Genomic DNA, 16,627 nt, shown 5'->3' with positions numbered 1-16,627 from the left:
CAGGATCAGTACGGTTCGCAGAGCGGTGCGGTGCGGCCAGCGAGACGTGCCACCTGGGCTGCGCTGATGGAGGCTTTCGTGTCGGCGAGGTACCAGTTTCCTGTGGCGGAGCGGCATGCCACGATCACGTCCGAGCCGTCGTCGGCGGAGTCCCAGCCGGCCACTACCTCGACTACCGGAGAACGGTCGTCACTCGTTCCTGCCGACGCGGGAACGAGAGCTTCCGTCTGATCTTCCTGATTCAGGAGCATCGGCAGTCCCTTCGGCCTATGGCCTTCGGATGTGAATGCGGGCATGCGTATATGGGCGGCGGGCTACCGCCTTTAGGCGACACTCCACGCCAATATGTTGCTCGTTCGCGGGTCACCATAACGCTGCTCGCATTTGCTGTCGCGCACACTTAGAGCGCTGCTCGATGCAGCGGGAAAGCCCCTGCTCCGCCGACATGGCCGCAGCGCCGGAACCGTTCCCACTTCGCGCATCTCAACGCGGTGTTGACGGTGTGCACCCCGCTAAGCGGTCGGGTGCACACCGTCAGGTGTCACCGGGCGGCCGGGCGGCCATCTCGCCCGTGTCGTTGCCCGGTAGCGGGTGGCCGTCAGCTCTTGCGGCGCGCTTTCGTGGAGGTCCAGGTGGCCGTCCACGACCTCTTGCCGAGGAGGCCGTCGGCGGCCAAACCGACCTGCTTCTGCATCTGCCGCAGAGCGGCGCCCGACTTCGGGCCCAGGCGCCCGTCGACGGTGAGCGCCCAGCCCAGTTTGGTCATCTGCGCCTGCCACTTCGCGACGGTCGCGGAGTACGGCGCGTTGGCCTGGGGCCGGAAGTAGTCGTGCTCGCCGACGGGCCACTTCGGAGCGGCCGGTACTGCCGGGGCGGGCGTCACCAGCAGCAGCTTCTGCCCGACGATGATCTTGTCGCTGGTGAGGCGGTTGAGGGTTTTCAGTGCGGCGACGGTGGTCCGGTACGTTTTCGCGATCGCGGACAGCGTGTCGCCGGTCTTCACGGTGTACGTGTCACCCGGCTTCGGTGCCGGCTTGGCCGGGGCCGGCACGGTCGGGGCGATTCCCCACCGTTTCTGCCACACCGCCAGGGCCTCGCCGCGCAGGATCGACAGGATCGCGTCGATCGCCTGTCTGTTGTTGACGTAGCAGCGGCGGATGCTGATGTGGATGTGCCACAGATGGGAGCTGTCCGAGGAGGACGTCTCGTCGCGGACGAAGTCCCATCCCTCGACGTCGCGGTCGAGGTCGGCGTTGCCGAAGAACTCCCGCATCGCGTACGTGCGCGGGTCGTTCGCCCGGCCGGCGGCGAGCAGCCGCGCGCTGTACTTCTTGATCGTGGTGAAGTCGCCGGCCTGGGCGTCCGGGAAGGTCCAGTCGATCGCGGCGGCTTCGTCATCGGGACCTTTGAGGTCCAGCGGCATCCGGATCGAGTAGTCGTTGGTGCGGCCGACCTGCAAGTGATGGCCGCGGCTGTCGTGGTAGCCGCGCTTGCGCGCCAGAATGCCGCCGAGCTTGGACGCCGGTTCCAGCGCGTGCAGTCCAGGCCACAGGACGGTGGCGATCAGACCCATGAGGTGCTCCCTATGAAGTTGTGTGAACAGAAGAAGGTGGCCCTCGCGCCGCCGGGGAGGCCGGTCAACGCGAGAGCCACAATGCGGAGGGGACGTGTTTTTCAGAGGGCCGTGACAGGGCTGTCGACGATCTCGCCGTCGACGGGCCTGCCGACCGACTCGGCGTCGGCGACTTTCACGCCGAGCGCCATCAGCGCGGCCAGAACGAGCTGGGTGGCGTCGTGCCAGTCGATGCCGCCGATCACCGCGGTGGCCAGCGCCATGAGGACGGCGTTGAACACTCCGACCGTGGTCTTGGCGTACCGGTAGTGCAGGACGGGGACGACGTAGACCGAGAACGTGGCGTTGACCGCGATCAGGAACGCGATCACCTCCTGGGTGCTGATCTGGTGGTCGGTCAGCGGCGCCTGTGCGGCGGTGACCACGGCGATCGCGGCCGGCACGAGGGCCTTGCCGTACTTGGTGAGCAACGCCTTGAGACGGGACATGCAGCAGTTCTCCTTCGGGCTGGCCCCGCGCATGCGGGGCGCGAGAAAACGCCCGGACCGTGTCGGTCCGGGCGTGAAATGCGGGAGGCGAGCGCCGGTTAGAGGTTCTCGCCGAGGGTGTCGGGGTCGAGTCCCGCGTGGCGGACGCGCACCCGCAGGGCGGCGTACTTCTCCCGGTATTCGCCGAGCGTCTCGCGGGCCTGGTCGCGAGCCTGGACGGCGGCGTCGCGTTCGCGTTCGCGGATCTCCAGCAGGGCGGTCACCCGGACCAGCTCTTGCATCAGCCGCTCGTTCTGCCGGTCCGCGCGCTGATCCAGTTCGTTGTCGCGCTGGACCTGTGCGGTGCGGCCGCTGGACCGGTACGTGCCGATGAGGGTGATCACGGCGACGGTGATGACGCCGATCGCGCCGATCACCGGGACGGCCAGTTTGTCGAGCAGGCTCGTGTCGGCGGCCAGGCTAGGAGCCAGAAGCTGGATGAGGCCGCTCCGTTCGGCGCTGTTGCGCAGCCATTGCAGGGGCCCCCACCGCACGTCTCACCTTCCCCGTTGTTGTGGAGTCCACCGCAGGTTCCGGCGGCGGGACTCGTGCTGCCAGCACCGCGATCGCGGCGATGCCGACGAGCTTTCCGATGGCGCCCCAGGCGTAGATCTGGCCGTGGGCGATGAACGTCATCGCCAGACCGGCGCACCAGGACACCCAGTAGGCGGCCAAGGCCGACAGGCCCAGCCGCAGAGGCCTCGACATGCTGCCGTGCCGGTAGCGGTGGGCCAGCAGCGCCCACGTAACCAAGCCGGTGATGGCCAGCAGAAGTAGGCCGTAGACGCGTACGCCGAGGGTGATCCCGGCGACCGTGACCTCGTCGACGAGGTCACGCAGCAGGTCGTAGCTGGGGCCGGCGAACATCTGCTCGCCGATCAGCAGGCCGACGGTGTCCCAGCCGGACATGAAGAGAAGCACGGCGACGATCGGCCGCCAGCGGATCACTCCGCCTCGACCGCAGGAGCACGTGGTGCAGTGCGCGGTGTCCATGGATCTGATTCCGATCACGAAAGAGGGGACCGGCCCGTGAAGAAGCAGGCCGGCCAGGTCACAAGGTGAGAAGCCGAGACGCCCGTCCAGCCGCCACACGGGGCCGACGGCGTCAGACGACCGTGACGAGTAGCGGGGGCGCCCAGTAGGTGCCGCCTTTAGTTCGCGGCGATCCAGGAGGCCGGAGGGATGGCGATGGAATCGCCGCTTTCCAGGGCCACCGCGTAGTTGCTCAGGGCGATGCGCCCGGCGGAGGCGTCGAGGTAGCAGCGGGCCAGGTTTGCACCGGCGATGTAGGCGAGCAGGGTGCGGTCGGCGATCGGCCGGAACTGGTCGGGCAGCGTGCAGATGGTCACGTCGCTGCCCGCGGCCTTCTTACCGCCCGCGTACAACAACAACAAACCGTGGAACTCCACCCACCCGTTACGCCGCTGGGCGTACATGAACGTTGAGGCGGCGTTCCAGTGCACGGGCCCCCAGATGCGGGTGGAGGCCCCGTTCTCGCCGATCAGGTGCCAGGCGCCGCCGCGACCGATGAAGGTCTTGCCGGTGTCGTACTCGGTCCACAGGCCACCCCATGCCGCCGGCGGCCGCCTCGAGGAATGCCCGGTCATCGGGGGCGAGGCCAGGAAGTTGTCGATCACGGTCACGTCGGTGGCGCCGATCGACGGCAGCCCGGACGTGGTGCTGCTGGTGACCCGGATCGTGGCGACCGGCAGCTCCCACACGCCGGTCGTGCCGGTCTGCTGGCTGACAGCGGGCGCCACCGGCGTTGCCGCGGGCAGCCCTTTCACGATGCGGAAGCTGACGGTGTAGGTCTCCCGGTTCAGCCGCAGCACCGCGAGATCCAGGCGCGGCTGGCCGGAGGTGTTCGCCTCAATCGGCTGGAGCAGCCCCTCGCTGTCGGTCTCCCAGCGGAAGCCCCGGATCAGGGCGGCCTGGCCGCCGCGGACCTTGATTTGCCGGCCGGTGGAATCGGCGTACACCAGGCCCTGGCTCAGGGTGGTCGAGTTGGGGTTGTACGCGACCCGGCCGTTGCCGGTGACCCCCGCCATCAGCGCCTCGTAACGGGCGTCGGTAACCCCGCCGCCACCGGCATACGGAAAGGACTTTTCGGCCACCGAGGGCCTCCATATTCAGTTGTGTCGTCGCAGTTTGGTTCTGGCGGTGTCGGTCAGTTCGGGTTCGCCGGCCGATCCCCGCCCACGATGACCCGACACAGTGGTTTGACCGAACTTGCTGTCGGTCTGCTGATTCCAGTTGTGCCCAGCAGGTAGCGGCGTTCACGAACCGTGGCGACCAATCAAGGCATCCACACAACCGGGCCGGAGATGCCACGCAACGCCACGTCGGAGTGTCGGGTTAATCCTGCGACAGAGACCGTCAATAAAATGTGCAGCATGCCTTCCTCGTCGAGTCGATCGCTAGTCACATTCCTTCAGCGCCAATGCGACAAAGCTGCGCGAGATCTGGAGAGCGCGCAGAAGAAACTCGAACGCGTAATAGCTACAGCAGCGGAACTGAAAGAGCAGACCACTTCGGCTCGCATCAAGCTCGAGGTGCTCAAGGAAGCCCGGGATGCTTGCATCGCTGCAGGGGTAGGCGATGCGGGTCAGCGAAGGGATACTGAGGTCTCCCGGGTCGGCAGGTGCGGCGAAAGCGCGCGACCGCGGGATAGCCAGGAGGTGTTACTCAACGGTCGCCGACTTGATTCCACCGCGCCGAGGGCAAGGTATGAATTGCATTCAAGTGGCATTCAGTTTTTGATGCCATCACTGAACGTCGAACGAGTTCCACCCGTACCCGATGAGGCAAATGAAACCCCTACCTGGACTATGCGAATCGCAAAGGTGCTGACTGCCGACCGCGGCTGCACCTTCACCGTCGATGATCTGATTGGTACGCAGAGAAGCGAGCAATTAAGCCTCGAAGAAATTGCTTTGAAGAAAGCCGTCGTGCGTACCGCTGTGGCCCGCATGGTCAAGCGTGGCCATGTCGAGCGCGTTGGTAGAGGCAACTTCCGGGCGACGCACCGCATCGAGGAAGTCGCTTCGAGGATTTCGGTCTGACGTCGATCCTAGGATCTGACCGACGCCTGGTCCATCGTCAATGCCGCTGGCAGCATTGACGATGACGCTGCGCATGAGATGTGAGTGAGGCGGGGCCGATTTTGGGCCGTCGCAGTTCTTATCTCTTGAGCCGTGGCGGAGGGAGTCTGAACCGTCGGGGTGGCCGCCCATGGTCATCGGAATCACGCGGTTCACACGGCGGTGAGTGCGTAGCGTTCGAGGGTGCCGACGCGCTGGTCCATCAGTCGCATCTCGCGAATCCATGCTGACTCGTAGCGGGCCGATTGGTCGCCGATGGTGGTGCCGACGACCTCACCCGCGGTCGGCCATGCTTGTAGGGAGACGGTTTGGACCGGGGCGCTGACGGTTTCGCCGATGTCCAGTTCGAGGGAGACCAGGTCGCCGACGGAGTAGTGCACGCCGAATCGTTGGTCGACGGTGTCGGCCGCGGATGAGGCGAGGCGGCCGGACTGGCCGGCCTCCTGTAACGCCTCGGTCGCGGCGGCCTGCAGCTGCGCGCGCGGGCTGGCTCCGGCGCGGGCGACGTAGCCTTCCCACCGGCCCCATGCCAGCTGTGCCGGGTCGGTGGTGGGGAATTCGTCGATGAACCGGTCGACGCCTTCGCCTTGCCCGCCGACGATCGGATGGGTCAGGGTCGGGGCACCGAGTTCGAAGCTGTAGTACCGCAGGTTGCCCATGGCGAACGAGAAGTGGACGTCACCGGCGAGATTGCGGGACCTGACCGGCTCGAACAGCAGCGTGTCGGCGCCGTTGATTTGCGTCTGGCGCACGCGGAAGCCGAGGGAGTCGGGATGGCCGGTGCCGACGCCGAGGGTGCACATGCGGCGCAGCACGTCGGTCAGTCGTTCGAGGCGTTCTCGCGGTGCCACGTCGGAGGTCGGCCCCAGCGCGATGGTGCCGGTGCCGGCGATCCCCGAAAACGGGGCCACCTGCAGCTTCGGCACCCGGCGGGCCGCCAGCGCGCCGGGCCCGGCCTGGGTGTCGACCAGGGTCAGCATGCCCTGTTCGGGGTTGCCGCTGTAGGTCCAGTAGTCGCTGGTCTGGTTTTTGGGCAGTTTGGTCGGGTCCGGGTAGGCCACGCGTGCGGCCAGGTGGGCGGTGTCGTCGGCGAATGACACCGTGAGCGTGCCGACACCACCGTGCTCGCCGTCGTCGGCGCGTTCCCGGAGCCGTTGTTCCATGGGCCCGGCCAGCAGCACCGACGACCGGCCGAGGACGTGGCGGATCACGACGATCCGGCAGCCGGGCATCAGCTGGTCGCGGATGTAGTTGTGGGCGGGTAGCACGATCTGTCCGGAGCCCGGTTCTTTCCACCGCAGGGTCGCTTGCAGGCGGCTCCATTCGTGCAGCGGATCACCGAGTACGGTCAGTTGCGGGTCGGTGACCAGGACGGTGTAGTCGGCGCGCAGCAGCCGGGCCGCAGCCGGGCCGGTCACCGGAAGAGGGGATGACATCGCACCCCCGATCAGGCGGTCTCGTAGCGCGGCGTGAACGTCATCTCCACGCCGGTGCCTGCACCGGCGCCCATCGCGATGAAGGCGATTTCGTTGGCGCCGGGGACCAGCGGCCACAACTCGGTGCCGAGCGGGTTGAGCCAGTCGATGAACCGGGAACGGTTGACGCCGGCGAGGTCGCGCACGGAGGGCCGGTTCGTGGTGATCGTGATGGCGTCGCCGGCGGCCAGGTTGTAGGTCAGGGAGAACCGGGCGCCGGTGGTGAGGTTGACGCAGGTCAGCTTGTCGAACGGGCCCCGTAGTTTCCAGACCGGCCATGCCTCGACCTGGCCGTCGTTGACGACCGTCGTCGAGGACGGCGCCCCGCTACCGTCGTCTCCGCCGGATACCAGCCGCGAGCTGGTCACCGACATGAACGGCCGGTAGAAGGTGACGAGGTCGTCGGGGTCGGGGTTGCTGGCCTCGAACGTGCGGGCCGCCACGACCGGGGTGTCGCCGGACCAGAACCCGTCCGGGCAGTACAGCTGCACCACCGGTTTGGCGAACAGGTGGTTCTGCCCGGACTCGCCCTCCCAGCCTTCTTCGTAGTACGCGGCGATCTGCCGGTACCGGCCGGACCCGGTCCGGCCGATGCGCAGCCATCCGGGCACGCCGCGCTGGGTGGTCGCGGTGAAGGCGTGCATCAGCTGCCGGTACCGGGTGACGAACTCGGCGTGGTCGTCGCCGCCGATGTAGAGCGGCCACTGGATGCGCCGCGACTTCGACCGGATGTAACGCACCTGTTCGCCGCCGCGGGGCAGCGGGTCCACCACGATCTCCAGCGGTGTGGAGCCCCATCCGGCCGGGCCGTCCATGGTGAACCAGCCCAGATCCGGGTTGGACAGCGGCCATTCGGTGCCGTCGGGATCGATCCAGGTCGCGGCGATCGTGCCGAGGTCTTCTGACCAGACCGGCTGCACCACGCTGGGCGTTTCCACCACGGGGGTGGTGGACAGACCGCCGGCGAGAATCGGCACCGCTCGCCTCCCCCGGCTCGTGAGACGACATCGGACCCGTCACCTGCGGGGGTGACGGGCTGCCGATCGGCAGGGGGTTTCAGCGGGGGCGGCCGACCCGGGCGAGCGCGTCCTGGCGCTGCTGGATCGCCGACAGCCGCTCCGGGGTGAGCGTGGTGTCGGTGAAGGCGAAGTGGTACGTCGGCCCGGTTCCGGCGCCGGCCAGGCCCTGACCGACGTACGCCTCGATGGCGTCCCACTGCCACGGCGTCAGCACCGGTTCCGGCTCGCGCAGGTTGTTGATGCTCGGCATGCCCGGCATCAGCCATCCGCCCTGGTCGAAAGCCCAGTGAATGTGCGGTGAAGGGCCACGTTTCCCCTGGTAGGGGCCGTGCTGTGCGAGTAGTGAGTCGCTGAACCGGTGCGTCTTACCGTGGTAGATGTTGCGGTCCGGGTCACCGCCCCAGATCAGTTCCTTGGTGTTCGCCCGGTAGCGGCGGTGGATCGCGTCGAAGACGTCCTGCCGGGGCGGGACGTCCACGGCACGGCCGCGTACCTTGCGGCCATCGGCGTCGACGCCCTCCCGGGAGTGCCAGCTGAGACTGCCGTTGGCGGTACGCGAGTCCACCCGGTGCCCGGAGTACAACGCCAGGCCGGGGAACGCTGCGCGCAGCACCTTCATCTGCCATTGCCAGCCGAGGCCGTTGGCCGCGTCGCCCAGCGCGGCGGTGGCCTGTTGCAGCGACGGGATCAGCGTCTTGGTGAGGTCGATCGCGGCCGGCCAGGTCATCACCTTGCCGCCGGTGGCGTAACGCGGCAGCGGGTCCTCGCCGATGCGCCCGCCGGTGGAGAATCCCGGCAGCCACTGTTTCGGCAGCGACATGGTGTTGATCGCCTGCATGAAGTCGTCGCCGTAGAAGTTCACCGCGGCGGCCGTATGCACCCACTCGCCGTTGGAGCCCCAGAGCAGCACGTCGTCGGACGTGCCGCTGCCCGGTCCGGTGATCCGGCCGCCGTCTGCCTTCGCGGGGAGATTCGGGAACGGCGGACCGCCCTCCCCGGTGAGGTACATCTTGCGGATTTCCCATTCTTTCTGGGCCTTCTCCACCGACCAGCCCTTGTTCAGGGAGTCCTGCATGAACTTGAGCTGGGCGAGTTCCAGGTAGACGTCCTTGAACCCCTTGGTGGTGTAGATCGTCTGCACGTCGTCGGGGACCTCGCCGTACAGGTCGATCAGCCGGTCGGTCTCCGTGCCGGCGATCCCGAGCCGTTTGGCCTCCTCCCGCAGCGCGCCGATCCGGTCCTGATGTGCCTTGGTGGCGTCAGCCATCGGTTTGCCGGAGGCGATCTCCTCCAGATACAGGTCGCGGGTGGCTTTCGCCGCCGCTTGCAGGGCGTCGCGGTTGGCCAGGCCTTCGCGGGTGTTCATGGCCAGGCTGCGCCCGTTGCTGTCCACCGATTCGCTCAGCGACAGCAGTTGCGCGTTCCAGGTGTCGCCGGCTTCTTCGGCCGAGATCAGCGCACCGCTCTGATCGTCGATGGCCCGCCGCAACGCGTCCGCTTTGATCGTCGCGTCGTTCTGGCCCGCGGCGAACGCGTTGAGCAGCACTGTCAGGTCGTCGATCTGATCGGCGTTGGCCCGGTAGGCGCCGGTCTGCGCCTGGATCTGCGCGGGCGTGGCGTCCGGGTGCTGCTCCCGGAATTGCAGGATCGCGTTGTGCTCGCTGTTCTCGGTGTTGAGCACGTCCTGCGCGCGGGCGGCCAGGCCGATCGCTTGCGCGTTGGCGACGAACGCGTCCTTGAGATCCTGGATGTTCTGGATCCGTTTGACCGCGGCGTCGTTCTCCTTCGCCCCGTACCGGCCGCCCTGGTTGACGATCGCGGCCTGTTCGGCGAGTTCCTCGTTGAGCCGGGCCACGATCTGCGACGGGTCACCGCTGGAGGCCGCCTCGACGATCTCGGCGAAACTGACGCCCATCTCGTCGAGGGCCACCACCGCTTCTTGCAGCTGCGGGTTGTTCTCCACCGCCCGGCGGATCGCGGTGGCCGTAGCGTCGGCTGCAGGCACGCCCTGCGCCTTGAGGTCCCGGAACTCGTCGTTGATCGCCGCGAGCGCCGACGTCAGGCCGTCGACCTTCGCCTGCTGTTCGGCGGTCTTGGCGCCGAAGTACATGACGGCGCCGGTGGCGACCGCGATGCCCAGGCCCCACGGCCCGACCAGGGCACTGGCCACCCCGGCCATGCGCTGGCCGGCGTCGAGGAACTTGTTGCCCGCCGCGCTGGCCACGCCACCCGCGGTGGCCACCGCGGTGCGCAGCTTCCCGGTCTCGGTGGTGGCCCGGCCGGTGTCGACGGCGTACCGCTGCACCATCGACTGCATCGCCGGGCCGAAGATCTCCGACAACTCGTTCTTGAACTTCCCGACCCGGATCGCCGCCGACAGGCCGATCACCCCGGCCGCCGCCAAGCCGAGCATACTGACCAGCCCCGTCAACGCCGGTCCGGGGATCGCGTTGACGAACTCCAGCACCCCGTTGGTGGCGTCGATCATCAGAGCGCCCAGCGGCATCCCCGCCTCGGCGATGTTGACCACCGCTTCGGCGAAGCTGCCCAGCAGTTCGACGACCTCAGGGCCCTGCTCACGCACGTAATCGAGGAAGTCCCGGTAGCCCTGCGTGCGGTCCAGGTTGTTCGCCCAGTCGGCGAAGTCCTGTGCCAGCGATGCCAGACCACCACCGACTTGGCCGTTGAACGGCACGAGCGCCAGGTACAGCGCGAGCAGTCCTTCGGTCAGATCCGAGCCGATGTCGTACATCTGCTGCAACTGCGGTACCGCGTCCTGACCGACGAAGGCGAAGAAGCGTTGCCACGTCGCACCGCCGAACGCCCGAGATGACTGCACCGCCAGGTCACCGACCTTGCCCGCGACCCGGCCGATGAAGTCCTCCAAACCGGGCAGGTACGGCAGGGACAGGGTGATCGCCTCCTGCAGGCCGGGCAGCAGGTTCTCCTGCCCGGCTGCCCGTAGCGCGAGCGCTTCGTCCTTGAGCCCGAAGATGAACCCGGCGAACTCCCGGCCGGCCGGCGTCAGATCGGCCATCGCCGTGGTCAGGGTGCGGGCCGCCTCGCCACCGGCAGCACCGAGGTCGGTGTAGGCCTGCGCCTCCTGCGCCCGGGCGGAACGGATCGCGGCGCTGGCCTGCTGCACCTGGTACGCGCCGTCGACCGCCGCGCGGGCCTGCGCCCGCTGGGCGTCGGTGACCTGCTGCTGACTGGCCGCGATCCGGGTTCCGGCCTGCCGCTGCGACTCGGCCGCCTGCTCCTGCGTGCGCGTCAGCCGGGCCCGAGCATCGGCGACCCGCTGATCGGCGGCGGCGATCCGCTCCCGCACGGCCACGACCTCGTCGCTGCCTTCCAGCCCCTTGCGGTTGGCCGCCGCGAGGTCCTGGCCGAGCCGGTTGCCCTGCTGTTGCAGATCCTTGTACTGCTGGACCCGCTCGTCGTAACGTTCCCGCGCCTGACGGCGTTCGATGTCGGTCGCCCGCGGATTGGCGATGACTGCTTGCAGCTCCTGGTGGGCCTGCATGATCGCGGTAGAAGCCTTGCGCTGATCGATCGCATTGGTGGCCAGCTTCGACTGCAAGTCCTCCAGGCTGCGGGCCGCTTCCTGGTAGGCCGCGTTCAGGTCCCGGCGCACCGCCACAGCCGCGGCCTCGACCTCAGTGACATCGCGTTGCGCTGCCGCGACGGCACGGGCACCGTCACGCGCGTCGCGGCCGGCGGCCCGCCGCGCCTCGGCAAGATCGGCTTCCGCGGTGTGCACTCGCCGGGCCGCGTCTTCGGCGGAATCGGCGATCTGCTGCCGTGTACGCGCCTGGCCGGCTTCGGCTTGAGCCACCCCTTCGGTAGCCTGCCGGACCGAGGCCTGCGCCCGGGCCACGGTCTGCGCGGTCCGGTCGGCGGACTGTTCGGCCTGGTTCAACGCCCCGACGGCGTCACCGATGCCGTTAAGGCCGAGCGCCAGCACCCCCAGCCCGGACCCGGCCGCCAGCCCGGCCGCCCCGAGGAAGCCGACCGCGGCAGCCGCCGACAACACGGCCGGCACGAAAGCCGCACCGAACGACGCACTGAGCCCGACGATCAAACCGAGCCGCGACATCGTGAGCCGGGCCTGCTGGTCCATACGCTGCAGCGCGCCGGAGCCATTGTCGGTCTCGTTGGCGAACCGGGACATGGCATCCGCGGCGCTGGCCGCGTTGACCCGCACGTCCAGGTCGACGTCCTCAGCCTCCAGCGCCCGCAAAGCGGTGTGCAGCCGCAGGAACTCGGCGTACGCGTCGATGGCGTCGATGTCCACGCCGATCCGGCGGTCCGCCAGATCCTCAATCTGGTCACGCAGGACCGCCAGGTTGGCCTGGGCCGCGCTGGTGTCCAGCGACAGCGGCACATCCGGGATCGCCTCGAGGGCACCGAACAGCGACGAGCGCAGGTGCGTGTCGAACGCCCCGGAGTACGCCTCCGCGTCGGCCTTGCCCCGCCGTCGCGCGTCCTCGCCGAGCAGCCGGCCGAGTTTGCCGCCGGCGGTCTCGGCCGCGAACTGGATCTCCACATCACCGTCGTCGGCCAGCGCCCGCAGTTCCTCGCGCACCCGCAGGATCTGCGCCATCGCCGCGTCCGGGTCGATGTCGATGCCGATGGTCAGCGCCGACAGCCGGAACAGCTCGTCGCGCAGCCGGGCTACCTGGTCGCGGGCCTCATCGGTGTCGACGCCGACCGGGAAGGCGGGCAGCGCCGCGATCGCCTCGTCGAGCGAGCGTGCGACCTGGTCGACGAACGCCCCGCCGAAGCCCCGCCCGGCGACCGCGCCGCGGCGGGCGGCATCATCGGCGACGTCGAGGAACGTCTCCAGCTCCCGCGCGGCGTCGCGGGCGTTGTGGAACTGACCCGCCGTCCGCGCGGCGCCTTGCAGCACTTGCAGCCGGTCCGCGGCCGCCTGCACCCGCGCCACCAGGGCCTTCTCATCGATGTTCCCGCCGAGCGCGTCACCCTGGATCGACCGCAGCTCCTTGCGGACCTCGTTGATCCGGGACTGCCATTTGGTCATCTTCGGCTCGGGCTCGGGCAGCGCCTGCCACGCCTTCTCGATCTGCCGGACCGCGGTCTTACCGAAGCTGCCGCCGTACACCATGCCGGCCTGCTCACCGAGCGGCCGCGCCCGTTTCGCGCCCTGGGCCATCCCCTGCGGCAACGCGGAGCCGAGGGTCTTCTCGATGTTCCGGCCGAGCTTGCCGACTTCCTTGCCGAGCAGGTCCTCGATGTCCTCGAGGCTCGGGACCACCTGGAGCCACGCGGTTCCCGCGCTGTACGTCTTGGCCGCGCCCATCCCGGCACCACCTCCCGTCGGTGAGGCGGGGCCGGGTGCCGGCCGCCGGATCGGGAGTTACGAGTGCGGTGGTGGTGGGGCGTCCGGGCCGATGCGCCCGTACACGCGGGCGACGGTCCATTCGTGGCGGCGCCGCTGGCGGCGGCCCCGAACCTTCTCCACCGCGCTGGCCGGGCGGGGCATCGGCGTGACCTTGCGGGGTTTACCGCCACGGCTGGCCACCGTCACCTGGATCAACTCGGCGACCCGGTCGGTGAGCACCGTCAGCAGCTCCACCTCGGCGCTGTACTCCGACAACCGGCGAACGGGGCGTTTCGGGGTGCCGTCGTCGGCGTCGATGATCGCCTCGGCCAGGTCCTCGTCGGCGGCCAGCGCTTCGGCGAAATGCGAGTGGGAGGGCAGGCCGTCGATGAAGTCGAGCAGCCGCCGCCACCGGCGCTCCCGCCACTCCGCGCCGAGATCCAGACCGTGCAGGGCGCGCAGATCCCACTCGATCGCCCGCCGGTAGGCCGGCGTTCCCAGCAGCATGAGCAGCCGCTGATCCTGCTGCGGTGACGCCGGCAGCCCATAGTGCTGCCGGTAGGCGCGCACCACGGCCTGCATCTGCCACAACGCCAGCCCGCCGAGCACCTCACCCACGGTGTCGTCGGGGCTGATCCAGGTCACGAACCCGACCAGGCTGTGCAGGCCATCGACCAAGTCCCGCCAGCTCAGCGCCTGTGCAGCCCGCAGGGCGAGCACCCGGTCGGCGATCCGCAGCGTGAACGGCCGCCCCGGCTGCTCCCGGTCCAGGTCGTCGAGCTCCCGGAGCAGGTTCACCGGGCTACCCGGCGATCAGCTTGGCGAAGTCCTGCTGCTGCGGCAGCTTGTAGTGCTTGTGCCAGCGCTCCATCAGCACGTTGATCTTCCACGCCTCCAGGCGCAGCCCGTAGAAGACGTCCTGCTGGTCCTCGGGCAGCGCATACCGCATCGCCATCACCGGGTTGCGGATGCTCTGCAGCAGGTCCTTCCAATCCGAGTCCCGCGGATCCGCGAAGGTGAAGACGTGACCCTGATGCCGGACCAGGAACGGTTCGGCGACCGCGTCGTCGACGACGTCGAACTTGTTCAGGGCATCCAGGTCGAGTGAGACCTCAGCGGTCGGTTCCGTCGAGACCCCGGCAACCGTGCTGTCGCTGGCCGGCTCGGCGCTGGGCGTCATGGTGGTCGTACTGGTGGGATTCTGGGGTGCGAGGTTCATGATCGGATGGGCCCTATTCAGTTGTGATCGACATGCGGGTCTGCGTCATTTGTCAGGGAGTCGCCGTACGATCGACCACGCGGCGGCCAGAACATCCGCTGGGCAGGTGATCGTGGTCTATCGGCCGATGACATTGGTGGATCTTGCTGGTCGTCTCGCGTCTCAGGGCGACGAGAGGATCCGCTGGAAACACGTCTGGGAGTTCTTCGAGGAATTCCGATGGGCGCCTGTCGGGCAGCAGCCGGACCTGTTTCGGGATGAACCCGAACGGGTTGACGATGATCGGTGGAATGTGCTTTTGGCCGCGATAGCGGAGCATCTTTCCGCGCAGCTGGACCTCGCTCCACCGGAGTGGTCACGGGGCCAGGTTCTTGCGACGCCGTGGTTTCCGTCGTCGCTCGCGTCCAAACGGATGGAGGCCTTAGTGACCGCGCCGGCCGCGTTCCGCAAGCACGGCGTCTACCTTGCCGCCCGCGATCTTGAGGCGGCATGAGCGGCGACGGCTCACAGGTCCGAGCCGCTGTAGACCGGGCCTTCGGTGCACTTGGCGATCGGCTGCTACGCCGCAATGTGGTCGCTGACCTGTTCGTCGTCGATGGCGCAACGATGGTCCTGGCCTACGACGCGCAGCGTGTGACCCGGCGGGTCGGTGCCAGTTTCATTTCGCACACTGTTGTTCTTGAAGAAGCCGACAATGTGGCTGTGGCGATGACTTTGCCGCCATCGTGGTTGACGGAACAGGCGATCCGGTATGTCTCCGGCGAGCAAGCTCCTGGCCTGCGGGAGGCGTTCGACCATCCCGGCCTCCGGGTGATGACCGGGATACCGGAACACGTATTCGTGCTGAAAGCGTTCTCCGCCCACACCTGTGACGAAATGGATCTCCGAAGCCTCGCAGCGATTGTCGGCGTGACAGGAGTGCGGGCCGCGCGGCAGTTGTGCGAGCGGTGCCTTCCGGAGGAGCCGCTGCCCATCAGGTCCCAAGCGCTGCTTGAGGAACTGTTCGGCCTGGGATAGCAGCCGGATGACAGTCGAACTCCGTCAGCCGGGAGCGTCCGGGCCCTATGCCTGGGCGGCCGCGCACGAGGGCCGTTTGCTAGTCGGCCTTCGCGGCGGTTGCCCCGGCACCGGTAGCCTTTCTCGGTGCCGGAGGCGCCGGTTCGGCAAAGCCGTCGAACAGGGCGTCGACCTCCTCGGCGGGGGTGGATACGAGGCGTTCGACGGGTTCGCTGCCGCGACCGGCCTTGATGAACGTGCGCGGCCGGAAGCCGTCGGATGCGGGCATGGCAGAAGACCTCCACGATGGTTGGGGTGGGTGGCAGGCGAAGTCCGAGCGGTGCACCCACCCGGTACACCGCGCCGGCCGTTGCGGCGGCGCCGCAGCCGCGCGACCTGGGCGCGCCGGGCTCTGGAACGTGCTGGGCAAATGCCTGGCCGCGCAGTCACGAACTCGAGGCTTACGCGAGTGGATTGTCGGTGCTTCATCCAGTCATAGAGGCCTGACGGAGACGCAGTAGATCTCTAGTGGGGCCAGATCTGAAAAACTCCCGCCTAGGAAGTGACCGATCGCTGGTGATTGAGCCATTTCGGGTAACGGTCGTCCGACTGTTTGTAGCGGCTTTTCAGGTGGTTGGGGCGAGGTTGAGGCGCAGGACGATCAGGCTTGGGCGGCCAGGACCGTGACATGAATCGATGAGTCCAGATGTTGCTCGCCAACGAAGGCGCATCACCGCTTTTCAAGGTCTCGGCGAGGCGCTCTCCCAAAGGAACAAAACCCTGAAATGCAGGTACCAGACCCCGTGCGGCAGCAGGAGGTCGAGTGGACTCTCTTTCGACCTGCCGTCTCGCTCGCCGCAGCCGCCGCGATCGAGCGCAACTGCGGTCCGGTGGCGCTCACCTGGCGAGGAACCCCGGTGACCAGCCACTTTAGAATTAGTCAGAACATTTTTACGTGAATCACGTATTCCTCCGAAAGCCCTGATTTATCCTCGCTTCGCGTCCCTACGGCATCCAGATCTGCCCCATGTGAAGCGATCCGTAAGCCGAACCCATGCTCAATTTCTATTGAACATATAGGTGAACTTTCGATGAGCAACGACAGCAAGACTCCCGAGCACCCCAGTGACGATGGGAACGCCCGGAGGATCGACTGGAAGAAGGTCGGTGGGGTGGCCTTGAAGATCGGACGAGTTGCCATGCCGACCGTCATGGCCATCTTGTTCGGTTCCCCCTTGGACGGCTGGTCAGACTTGCTCTGATGGCCTGGACCAGCCATCGATGCTGCTGGGATCCGAACTGTTCGGATCCCAGCAACGGGTCCGCTGCCTTCAACTGCAAGTCCGCCGCGTTCATGCTGGACAAACCATCAAAGG

Annotated in this window: 15 protein-coding genes; 4 read left to right on the top strand and 11 right to left on the bottom strand. The window is 67.8% G+C overall.

Going from position 1 to position 16,627, the window contains the following annotated elements:
* Positions 1-598 precede the first annotated feature (598 nt).
* The 5 genes from BLU81_RS34420 to BLU81_RS34400 all read right to left on the bottom strand — a co-directional run bounded on the left by BLU81_RS34420 (position 599) and on the right by BLU81_RS34400 (position 4,214).
* Positions 599-1,573, bottom strand: coding sequence for a LysM peptidoglycan-binding domain-containing protein (locus BLU81_RS34420; RefSeq protein ID WP_092550871.1), 975 nt, complete (start codon positions 1,571-1,573; stop codon positions 599-601).
* 101 nt (positions 1,574-1,674) lie between these two features.
* Positions 1,675-2,061 carry a hypothetical protein gene (locus BLU81_RS34415; RefSeq protein WP_157751911.1) on the bottom strand — a complete coding sequence of 129 codons (387 nt, stop codon included), beginning with the start codon at positions 2,059-2,061 and terminating at the stop codon, positions 1,675-1,677.
* A 98-nt stretch (positions 2,062-2,159) separates the two neighbouring features.
* On the bottom strand, positions 2,160-2,594 hold the full coding sequence (locus tag BLU81_RS34410) for a hypothetical protein (RefSeq protein WP_157751910.1): 435 nt from the start codon (positions 2,592-2,594) through the stop codon (positions 2,160-2,162).
* On the bottom strand, positions 2,521-3,048 hold the full coding sequence (locus tag BLU81_RS34405; RefSeq protein WP_092550861.1) for a hypothetical protein: 528 nt from the start codon (positions 3,046-3,048) through the stop codon (positions 2,521-2,523). The genes BLU81_RS34410 and BLU81_RS34405 overlap by 74 nt, the downstream gene beginning before the upstream one ends.
* Before the next feature lie 203 nt (positions 3,049-3,251).
* On the bottom strand, positions 3,252-4,214 hold the full coding sequence (locus BLU81_RS34400) for a hypothetical protein (RefSeq protein ID WP_092550858.1): 963 nt from the start codon (positions 4,212-4,214) through the stop codon (positions 3,252-3,254).
* Between the two features lie 279 nt (positions 4,215-4,493).
* Here BLU81_RS34400 and BLU81_RS48770 point away from each other — a divergent pair, with 279 nt between their 5' ends.
* The gene (locus BLU81_RS48770; RefSeq protein WP_157751909.1) at positions 4,494-5,162 is read left to right on the top strand and encodes a hypothetical protein; all 669 of its coding nucleotides are present in this window, start codon (positions 4,494-4,496) and stop codon (positions 5,160-5,162) included.
* 191 nt (positions 5,163-5,353) lie between these two features.
* On the opposite strand, the gene BLU81_RS34390 is transcribed toward BLU81_RS48770, so the two are convergent.
* The 5 genes from BLU81_RS34390 to BLU81_RS34370 form a co-directional block, all read right to left on the bottom strand.
* Positions 5,354-6,637, bottom strand: coding sequence for a Gp37-like protein (locus BLU81_RS34390; RefSeq protein WP_092550852.1), 1,284 nt, complete (start codon positions 6,635-6,637; stop codon positions 5,354-5,356).
* Positions 6,638-6,648: 11 nt separating this feature from the next.
* Complete coding sequence (locus BLU81_RS34385) at positions 6,649-7,653, bottom strand: phage distal tail protein (protein ID WP_092550849.1); 1,005 nt, start codon at positions 7,651-7,653, stop codon at positions 6,649-6,651.
* Between the two features lie 79 nt (positions 7,654-7,732).
* A complete protein-coding gene (locus BLU81_RS34380; RefSeq protein ID WP_092550846.1) occupies positions 7,733-13,015 on the bottom strand; it encodes a coiled-coil domain-containing protein in 5,283 nt (1,760 codons plus the stop codon).
* Positions 13,016-13,072: 57 nt separating this feature from the next.
* On the bottom strand, positions 13,073-13,834 hold the full coding sequence (locus BLU81_RS34375) for a hypothetical protein (RefSeq protein ID WP_092550843.1): 762 nt from the start codon (positions 13,832-13,834) through the stop codon (positions 13,073-13,075).
* A gap of 4 nt (positions 13,835-13,838) precedes the next feature.
* Positions 13,839-14,255 carry a hypothetical protein gene (locus BLU81_RS34370; protein WP_092550840.1) on the bottom strand — a complete coding sequence of 139 codons (417 nt, stop codon included), beginning with the start codon at positions 14,253-14,255 and terminating at the stop codon, positions 13,839-13,841.
* 106 nt (positions 14,256-14,361) lie between these two features.
* On the opposite strand from BLU81_RS34370, the gene BLU81_RS34365 reads away from it, so the two are divergent.
* Together BLU81_RS34365 and BLU81_RS34360 are read left to right on the top strand one after the other, a co-directional pair.
* Positions 14,362-14,748 carry a hypothetical protein gene (locus tag BLU81_RS34365; RefSeq protein ID WP_092550837.1) on the top strand — a complete coding sequence of 129 codons (387 nt, stop codon included), beginning with the start codon at positions 14,362-14,364 and terminating at the stop codon, positions 14,746-14,748.
* Entirely contained in the window at positions 14,745-15,272 is a 528-nt protein-coding gene (locus BLU81_RS34360; protein WP_157751908.1) for a hypothetical protein, read from the top strand. The genes BLU81_RS34365 and BLU81_RS34360 overlap by 4 nt, the downstream gene beginning before the upstream one ends.
* A 79-nt stretch (positions 15,273-15,351) precedes the next feature.
* Here the strand turns inward: BLU81_RS34360 and BLU81_RS34355 are convergent, their stop codons facing one another.
* Positions 15,352-15,540: a hypothetical protein gene (locus BLU81_RS34355; RefSeq protein ID WP_092550831.1), complete on the bottom strand. Its 189-nt coding sequence runs from the start codon at positions 15,538-15,540 to the stop codon at positions 15,352-15,354.
* A gap of 802 nt (positions 15,541-16,342) precedes the next feature.
* On the opposite strand from BLU81_RS34355, the gene BLU81_RS48765 reads away from it, so the two are divergent.
* Positions 16,343-16,513 (top strand): hypothetical protein, encoded by a 171-nt coding sequence (locus tag BLU81_RS48765; protein ID WP_157751907.1) that lies wholly within the window; start codon positions 16,343-16,345, stop codon positions 16,511-16,513.
* Positions 16,514-16,627 lie beyond the last annotated feature (114 nt).

Source organism: Actinoplanes derwentensis, from assembly GCF_900104725.1.
Taxonomy (GTDB): Bacteria; Actinomycetota; Actinomycetes; order Mycobacteriales; family Micromonosporaceae; genus Actinoplanes; species Actinoplanes derwentensis.
This window is presented reverse-complemented; position numbering and strand designations above follow the sequence as displayed.